This window comes from uncultured Methanobrevibacter sp. (genome assembly GCF_937906425.1).
In the GTDB taxonomy this organism is placed as follows: domain Archaea; phylum Methanobacteriota; class Methanobacteria; order Methanobacteriales; family Methanobacteriaceae; genus Methanobrevibacter.
The window spans coordinates 1-9,885 of record NZ_CALCYR010000257.1 but is presented as its reverse complement, the minus strand read 5'-3'; the positions used below and the strand labels follow the sequence as shown (position 1 = coordinate 9,885).

Genomic DNA, 9,885 nt, shown 5'->3' with positions numbered 1-9,885 from the left:
TATTCAATTGTTTTCCGTCATAATGACAATGCATTCACTCAGGAAGGGGTTTCCTTTGATGACTGTGAGATTCTAGCATTGATTGTTAATGTTGATGGTGCAGGCTCTGAACTTCCTATTGATGAGGTCAAATACAGTTCCACCCCTTCACCTAGAGAAATCGATCATATTATTGGGGAAAGTGATGAAATAAATGTTTCAATTTCCTATTTGGATGATTATGACTTTGCAGGATACGGCTATATCTATGTTTATATTGACAATGAAACCAGGGTTGACTTGGACATTGATGCAGAAGAGACCAGTTTTTCAATTGATTTAAGTTTATTGGATGATTATTTTGCAGAAAACAAGACTTATTCAATTGTTTTCCGTCATAATGACAATGCATTCACTCAGGAAGGGGTTTCCTTTGATGACTGTGAAATTCTTCCATTGATTGTAAATGTGCTTTCTCTAAGCGATGAGCCTGTGGAAATAAAATACAATTCCACTCCTTCACCTAATGAAATAAGCCATACTCTTGGTGAAAGTGATACAGTTGATGTTGAAATCAATTACTCCTCTTCATATTACTTCTCAGCCTATGGTTATATCTATGCATATATTGACAATGAAACAAGGGTTGACTTGGACATTGATGCATATGAAACCAGTTTTACTGTAGATTTAAGTGATTTGGATGATTATTTCGAGGAAAACAAGACTTTTTCAATTGTTTTCCGTCATAATGACAATGCATTCACTCAGGAAGGACTTTCATTTAATCAATGTCAATTCACTCCTATTATTGTAACTGTCATTTCCAATGCAACAAATCCAAGTGGGAATGAAACAGAAAATGATACCGGAAATGAAACAGAAAATCAAACAGGAAACGACACTGAAAATCAAACTGATAATGAAACAGAAATAATCGCATTATACGTTTCCACAAGTGGAGACGACAATAACAACGGTTCTAAAGACTCTCCGCTTGCAACTGTCTCAAAGGCAATTGAGCTTGTAAAGACAAGTGGAATTAACAATATAATCATTCTTGAAGGCAATTATACAGAAAATGGAATTATAGTGGATGAGTCATGTACAATCAGTGGATTAGGCAATGTTGTCTTTGATGCCGGTGGAAATGACCGTGTAATGAAGATTGATGGATTCATTGAAGTTAAATTGTCAAACTTAACCATGATTAACGGTTATGCTCCTACTGATGCCATTGCTGAAGATGCTACCCACGGTGAGATTTCAGTCTATTCTGCAGGGGGCGCAATATTCATTGAGGATGCAATCGTTGAAATGGACAATATGGTCTTTTATAACAACTCTGCAGATGAGTTTGGAGGTGCAATAAATGTTGAGGGAGATGCACAGGCAGTAATCACCAATTCCTTATTCATTGAAAACGTTGCAGGAGTCTTTGGAGGTGCAGTGGACATCGAATCAGACAATTCCTATATTGACAACTGCAGCTTCATAATGAATGATGCAAGCAACGGTGGTGCAATCGGTTGGATTGGTGCAAATGCTGTTTTAATCAATTCCCAATTCATAAACAACACTGCAGGTGTTGGCGGAGCTGTATTCATGCAAAATATGGAATACAGCATCTCCAACGGCAACCTTATTCAAAACTGCAGTTTTTTAATGAATGAGGCAACAGAACAGGGTGGAGCAATTGAAATAGAGAATGCGCAAATGTATTCCTCTGTCGAATACACCCAAATCAAGAACTGTGAATTCATTGAAAACACAGCTTATACAGGCGGAGCAATCGCTGCATACTATGGTGATACAGCTTCCCTTGAAAACACTTTCATAAACAATTCCGCTGCATATGGAGGAGCAATTGCAAGCATAAGCACTTCCTTTGGAATAAGCAGTATCGGTCAATTATACCTAAGGGAAAACAATATTTCTGATTGTCTTGCTACAGAAAGCGGTAATGCAATATATAATTTAGGTTATATTGACAGCAAGCTTAACATCATATTCCTTGATGGAAACACTGTTAATATTCCTGATGGAAAGGCTATTGTCTTGAATGTAAGCGTAAGTGACGATATGGGAAACCCTATAAGCGGAATAGGCCTAAAATTTACAGTTGATGGAAAACCGACAATCCTTCCTGCAAGTGACTTGATTGAAGGAATTGGAACTGTAAGATTTGTTCCTAGGGAAAACGGAACCTTTACAGTATCAGGTATCTATCAAAGGGAAAGTGACATGTACTCCTGGCACAATGTTTTAAACGGTACCATTCTTGTTGAAAATGCAATCGGGGACTACTTTGGAAGAATCTATGTATCCCAGGATGGTGATGATGACAATACCGGTAGCGAGGACAGTCCAGTCAAGACCTTTACACAGGCATATTATCTTGCTTGCCGTGAAGGAGGATCCTATGACGTTTGTGTCAATGAGGGCAGCTATGAGGTTTATGGATATAAGCTTAAGCATTCCTTCAATGTGACAGGTATAGGCAATGTAATATTCGACTCCAAGAATCAGGCTTCAGCATTTGCCCTTTACGGTGCAAGTAATGATGAGTTTAACATAAGCGGAATCACCTTTGTCAACGGTGTTGCAAGCGCAAGCGATTCAGGATTCTATGAAGGAGGAGCAATCTTTTTGAAGGGCGGAAAGCTTTATCTTGAAAATGATACATTCAAGTCCAATTCTGCAAGTGACGGCGGAGGAGCCATTTACATCAATCAAGGATTTGACTATAATGGATATGGAGCATATCCTGCATCTGCAGTCATTGTAAACTGTGACTTTGAAAATAACCTTGTTGACACCTATGGAGGTGCCATCGGTCTTTATGAGGTTGAAGTCAAGATAATTGATTCAAGATTCAAGTCAAATCAGGCAAAATACGGTGGAGCAATAGCAATTGTTGGATTTACAGCCAATATAACCTTGATTAACTGCAGCTTTACAGATAACAGCGCTCTTGAATTTGGTGGAGCAGTGGATCTTGAGGCAATAGACAGTCCATACAGGCATTATTATGTTTCAATTGAAAATTCCACTTTCATCCACAACAAGGCGGCTGTTGGCGGTGCAGTGATTGCATCAACTGCAAACATTACAGGATGCCTATTTGAAAACAATACAGGAAACAACTATGGGGGAGCCCTTGTATTGACTGATAATGTATCCTATGTGAAATATTCAATATTTGCAAACAACAATGCAAACAATGGAACAGCATATTATGGTAATTCAAGCCTGATCAATGATAATTTCTGGGGAGCCAACTACAATTCCTCAGATGAGATGATTGATTCAAATCTCATTTATGTTGACACTGCATATGATTCAATAAACGGCACAGCTCCTGAAGAGGGCAAGACCTCATTGGAAGGACCAAAGACATGGATAAACATTAAAATCGATGGTTTGGACAAAATTGAAGAGGGAGATTATGAATACCTTGTTCAATTTGTTTTGAATGATGGTGACTTGGTTTATCTTATGAGAGACTATCAGATAAATATTGCAAACAATGATTCATCAAATGCATTGAATGAATCAAGCCTTATCATTAGGGATAATCTGGCTAAAGTGACTTATTCTGCAAGCAAATCAGTCAAGGACACAATTAAGGTATTCAGTTTAATTCGTGATGAATTCTTGGATTCCCTTGACATCATTGTTGAAACTGCAGGAAACTCCAAGGACCTTCAGGACCTGATTGACAAGACCAAGGCAGGCCAAACCCTTGACTTGGGGGATAAGAGATTCAAGAACATTTCCAATGTCAATATTACTAAGGACATTACAATAAGGGGAGGTATTATTGAAGGTGCAGAATCCTCTGTAATCTTTGTAATTGCTCCTAAATCAGAAAATGGTCCAGACAGCGTAAACATCACAGCTGTTGAGTTCAATGCATTAAATGGAAATGTGATAGTTAAGGCAATAGCTGAAAATGATACAAATCCAAGAATGATTGATGTTGCAAGCATCAATATTGTCAACAATACAATCTCCTGTGGAGATGATGTGGTGCCTGCTTCAATTACAGTTCTTGAAGTCGATTCAGACAGGGCAATTCTTGCTCCTACAAATGAATTGAATGTTATTGGAAATACTATGGAAAGCGGAGTGGATCCATTTAACTTTGTTGTAAGCAGTCTTATCAATGGTTCTGAGGTAAATATTCCTTCAGGTAATCTCATGAATGGCTTGGCAAGTGAAATCATTTGCGCCAACATGAGCACAAATGCAATAAATGTCAACCTTGACGGCAGAAACGGGGAATACTTCAATTTCAAATTGGTGGACTCTGATGGCAATGCCTTGGCAAACAAGCCAATTGTTGTAGGTTTCAACGGTCATGTCTACAATTACACAACTGATGAAAATGGCAGTGCTAAAACACAAATCAACCTTGGTGTAAAGGGAGGATACACATTTGCAATAAGCTTCCTTGGAGATGATGAGTACAATGCAAGCTTTGCTGTAGCGAAAATCACAGTAAACCCAGAGCCTGTAAAGCTTACAACTGCCAAGAAGACATATAAGGCAAGTGCAAAAACAAAAACACTAACCGCTACATTCAAGACCTCAAGAGGAACTGCAATAAGCGGCAAGAAAATTACATTCACAGTAAATGGCAAATCTTATACAGCAAGCACAAATAAAAAAGGAATTGCTACTGTTAAGGTAAGTCTTTCCAAGAAAGGAACATATTCTTTCACTGCTAAATTCGCAGGAGACGAAAGGTATAAGGCTGTAAGTGTTAAAAGCACTATTAAGATAAGTTAAATGGCTTTTTAAAAAAAGGATAGTTGTTTACTATTCTTTTTATTTTTATTTTTTTAAAAGGCTTATTTTGGCTAAATGGGATTTTAGTATAATTTTTAGAAGGATTTAATTAATTTTAAATTTTTGTAAAAATTATATTAATTGAATTAATTGAATTAATTAAAATGATTAAAATAATTAAAATGATTAAAATGAGTTTTTATAAAAATAATTATTATGAGTTAAAATGATTAAAATGAGTTTTAAAATAATTATTATGAGTTAAAATGATTAAAAAGAGTTTTAAATTCATAAATATGATTTAATATTATTAAAAAAAGTTTTAAGGGATTTGTATGAGAAAAATGAAAAATTTAATCTTATTTGTATTTTTAATATTTATTTTATTAATGATTCCTGTAAGTTTTGCAAGTTCTGATATTGATAATCAGATTTCAGACCTTACAGATGATGATTTGGGAATTTCATCTGATTTAGAGGATTTAAAAGTTGATTCTAGTTCAAAGTTAAGTTCTAAGCTTTCTGATTTTAGTTCAAAAAATTTAAGTTCTAGTTCTGAAGAATTAAATTCTAATTCTAATAGTTTTGATTCTAATTTAGAAAGTAATTTATATTCTAATACTCATTTAGAAAGTAATTCTAATTCTAATTTAGAAACTAATTCTAATTTAGAAACTAATTCTAATTTAGAAACTAACTCTACATCCAATTCAAACATTTCAGAAAATGCTTGGGGATTGGACTTAGACACTGGCTTTACAGAATTCACTTACCAAATCACTTCCTCAAATACATTCTATATAAACTCTTCCTATGATGGGGATGAGGAGTCCGGAAACATTACAAATCCCTTCAAGACCATTGATTCAGCTGTCTCCAATCTTTCAACTCATAGAAACATAAACACCCTTTTCATCAGTGATGGAGAGTATAACATAACAAAGTCCATTTCATTCTCAAAGACATTTAATGTTATCGGAGAGAGCCGGAATACAATAATAAATGCAAATTACAATTCAAACATATTTTCAATTGTAGGGTCCCGCCTTATTGTAAATCTCTTCAACCTTACACTTACAAGAGGCTCTTCATATTATGGAGGGGCAATCTATGCAAATGGAAGTACTGTCAACATGGTAAATCTCCTGTTTTCAGATAACATTGCAGAAGGTGACATTGAACATGCAGGTGCCGGCGGCGCATTATATAATGAGGCCGGAACATTCAGAATCTATAACTGTAGCTTTATAGGCAATATTGCATCCTCCACTGAAGCATCTTACGCAGGCGCATTCTACAATGATTTAGGCAGTGCAAGAATAATAAACAGTGAATTCATCAGCAATACCGTAAACAACACCCTTATCAATTCAAACAATAACAGCTTTGAAAGCGGAACCTATGGTTCTGGAGGGGCAATATACAATTTCAACAGTTTCCTCACAGTATTCAATACAAGTTTCATCAACAATTCAGTTGCTTCAGATTATGCATTGGGCGGTGCAGTCTCAAGTTCAGAGGCTTTAAACATCTTTCTTTTAAACTCCACATTTGTTGGAAATGGCTTGTATGGAAATTACACTTATGCAAGTGCAGTTTACCATAAGGGAGTTCTTTTGGGAGTTGAAAACACTTCCTTCATAAACAATTCTGCAAATGGCTGGGGAATTTCAAACAATGCAATCTTTGTCTCAAACGGCAAAGCAAATTATTTGGACAACCTCTTTGAGGGCAATATTGACTTTAAGTATGACATTAATGACAACAAGTCACTGATTTACTTTATGGAAGATCAGATTATCGTCCAGGATGCTTTTGATGAGTCTGAATATGAAAACATTCCAACAAAATATGACCTTAGGAATGAGGAGCTTGTCACTTCAGTTAAAAATCAGGGCAGTTCAGGTGCCTGTTGGGCTTTCACTTCCCTTGCAGCTCTTGAATCCTATCTTCTTAAGTTTGAAAACATCAGCTATGACCTTTCAGAAAACAATCTGAAGAATGTTATGGGAGCTTATGGAGTCAATGGAACAGACTGGAGCGATGGGGGAAACTATCAGATGGCATTGGCATATCTTCTTCGCTGGGACGGTCCTGTAAGTGAAAGCGATGATCCATTCAGTTCCTATTCAAAGATTCCTAATTATGGTCTTGAGGTTTTAAAACATGTTCAGGATGTTCTTTTCATTCCAATTCGCCAAGGTTATCTTGACAACAATCAAATAAAGCTTGCAGTTATGAAATATGGTGGATTGTACACATCCATCTTTTCAGATGGATTAAGCAAGCAAAACATCTACACCTCATATCCTGACATTCCAAACCATGCTGTAAGCATTGTAGGTTGGGATGACAATTATGCTGCAAGCAGGTTCGGTTCAAACAAGCCGCCTGGAAACGGTGCATTTATCGTTAAAAACAGTTGGGGACCTAGCTTTGGTGACAAGGGATATGCATATGTTTCCTATTATGACACTTGTTTTGCAGGATTTGGACTTGACAGTCTCTCTGCTATGGCATTTACAAATGTTGAAAACATTACAAACTATGGAACAATCTATCAATATGACATTCTTGGAAACACTTATGAGTCATTGGGATTCAATTCAAATGTGGCTTGGCTTGCAAATCAGTTTACTGCAAGCAATGATGCTCCACTTTCTGCTTTTGGCTTGTACACCTATGGGGATTCAGACATTTATCTTGAAATAATGGTAAATGATGAATTGGCATATCAGGAAAGTTTCAAAGTTTCCGCAGGAGGATACCATACCTTGAAATTAGCCAAGGAGCTTCCATTAAAAACAGGTGATGTCTTTAGACTTAATGTTAAATTAAGCACTTATTCAACTATTTTCCCTATTGCAATCGAGTCATACAGGTATTCCTACAGTTCAAGGGCAAGTGCAGACCTTAATCAGTCATTTATAAGTCCTGATGGAGAGAACTGGTTTGACATTGGCAATGAAACAGATGTTTTGAAATTCACTTCCCTTCTTCAAAAGGGTAAGGTTCTTCTTGGAAATGTCTGTCTAAAGGCTTATGCTGCAAATCTTGGAAATCTCTCAATGGATATAAGTGCAAACAGCTCATTCTACCTAAAGGATGATTTGGTAAATGTGGTCTTTAACTTGAGCAATTTCGGGGATTATGTAAAGGATATTGATGTATTTTTGAATTTGGATGAGTTTTGCATGATTCTGGATGGTGATTTGGAGGAAGTTTCTCTTATTGTAAATGATGATTTGGATGAAAGTTCTCTTATTGTAAATGATGATTTGGATGAAAGTTCCTTGATTAAAAATGATTCATTTGATAAAAAGACTTCCATTTGGCATATTGATGAGCTTTATAGGAATGGTTTTGCCATATTGAATCTCACCTTAAGGATGCTTGAGGTTAAGGATTTGGTGTCAAATTCTGTTCTGGTCAAGACTTCAAGCAATTCAATCGGAAACAATGAGGAATATTCATTCAATCTGGCAAGCAGCAATAGGACAAGCTTTTTGAAAGTGGATGATTTGAACGTTTTTGCCAAATCCTCTGATGAACTAAACATTGTCCTTATGGATATTTTAAACAGATCCATTCCAAATAGGGAGATTGTGATTGATATAGCTGATGAAAACAACAAGTCTTATTATATTGATTCTGATGGAAGGATTGTTTTAAATGAGAATGATAGTGATTGTATCGTAAAAAGTGATGAAAATGGAAATTTAAGGCTTGTTTTGGATTTAAATCAAGGAAACTATAGTTTTTTTGTTTCATTTTTAGGGGATGAATATTTTGAATCATCTAATATGAGTTTTAATCTTTTTGTTTTAAGAAAAAACACTTCCTTTGTTGATTTCAGTTCAGGTGAGGAGGAAAGCATTGAGATTTTATCCAAATCTGATGTTGGATTCAGTTATAATTTAGTGGATGAGTTGAATAATTCAATTGCAAATAAGTCTGTAAAATTGTTTATTTTGGAAAATGAAGATTCAGATGATTTTGAAAATAGTTTCGATTTGTTAAATAATAGTTTTGAAGATTTGCAATCAAATCAAGATGGACTTCTTAAATTCAATTTGAATTTATTGAAGGGAAACTATAAAATAATCCTTCTCTTTGAAGGGGATGATGAATATGAGTTCTCTTCAGTTTCATTTAATCTGAGTGTTGTAAAAAGGGAATTGAAACTTGAATTTACTGGTGAAAATACTTCCTATTGGCCTTATGATCTGGCTGTTCGCTTGTTTGATGAAAACAATACTGATGTCTCCAATAAGACTATTCAATTTAAGATGACAAGTTCATTGGGTCTTGTTGATACTGTTAATTCCACAACTAATGATTCTGGAATTGCAGTATTGTCCGGTCTTATTTCCGGAAAATACAATGTCTTGGTTGATTTAGTGGATGATTATTATGGAGTTAGCCCCTTATCATTGAATATAAGCATATTAAGAAAGGAAAGTAAATTTGTCTTTGAGAATATGGTGACTCAGTCAGTCTTGGCTTCAGATGGCAGAATCGGCGAATACTTTAACATTACTCTAACTGATTCTGATGGAAATCCTTTGGCAAATAAGGATATTAAGATTGGTTTTAACGGCAAGGTTTATAATAAGACAACTGACTCTAATGGAAGGGCAAGTCTTCAAATCAATCTTCCTGTAGCTGGCACATATACATTTGCTCTTTGTTTCTTGGGGGATGATGAATATTATTCCAGTTTTGCAGTGGCTAAGATAAGTGTAAATAGAAAAAACATGAGTTTAAATGTTCCTAATAAATCATATAAGTTAAGCGCTAAGACAAAAACACTTAGTGCAAGTCTTAAGGACAATAATGGAAAGCTTATTAAGAATAAGAGCATTAGTTTTACTGTTGATGGAAAAGTGTATATTGCTAAGACTAATTCCAAGGGAATTGCAAGTGTTAAGGTAAGTTTGTCTAAGAAAAGGACTTATTCCTTTACAGTCAAATTCGCTGGAGACAATTATTATGCTCCTATTGCTAAAAAGGGAAAAGTTATTGTTAAATAGTTTTTAAATGATTTTAACTATTTGCTTTTTACTTTTTTAAATCATTTTTAACTATTTTAAATTCTATTTAACTATTTTT

Annotated in this window: 2 protein-coding genes; both read left to right on the top strand. The window is 35.3% G+C overall.

Annotated features, from left to right (window positions below):
- The coding region (locus Q0138_RS07575; protein WP_297982897.1) for an Ig-like domain-containing protein at positions 1 to 4,773 on the top strand (4,773 nt) is incomplete at its 5' end.
- 335 nt (positions 4,774 to 5,108) lie between these two features.
- Complete coding sequence (locus Q0138_RS07570; RefSeq protein ID WP_297982896.1) at positions 5,109 to 9,806, top strand: lectin like domain-containing protein; 4,698 nt, start codon at positions 5,109 to 5,111, stop codon at positions 9,804 to 9,806.
- The last annotated feature ends 79 nt before the right edge of the window (positions 9,807 to 9,885 follow it).

Coding starts and splice junctions, on each gene's coding strand:
- Q0138_RS07570 (WP_297982896.1), top strand. CDS start 5,109: ATGAGAAAAATGAAAAATTTAATCTTATTTGTATTTTTAATATTTATT.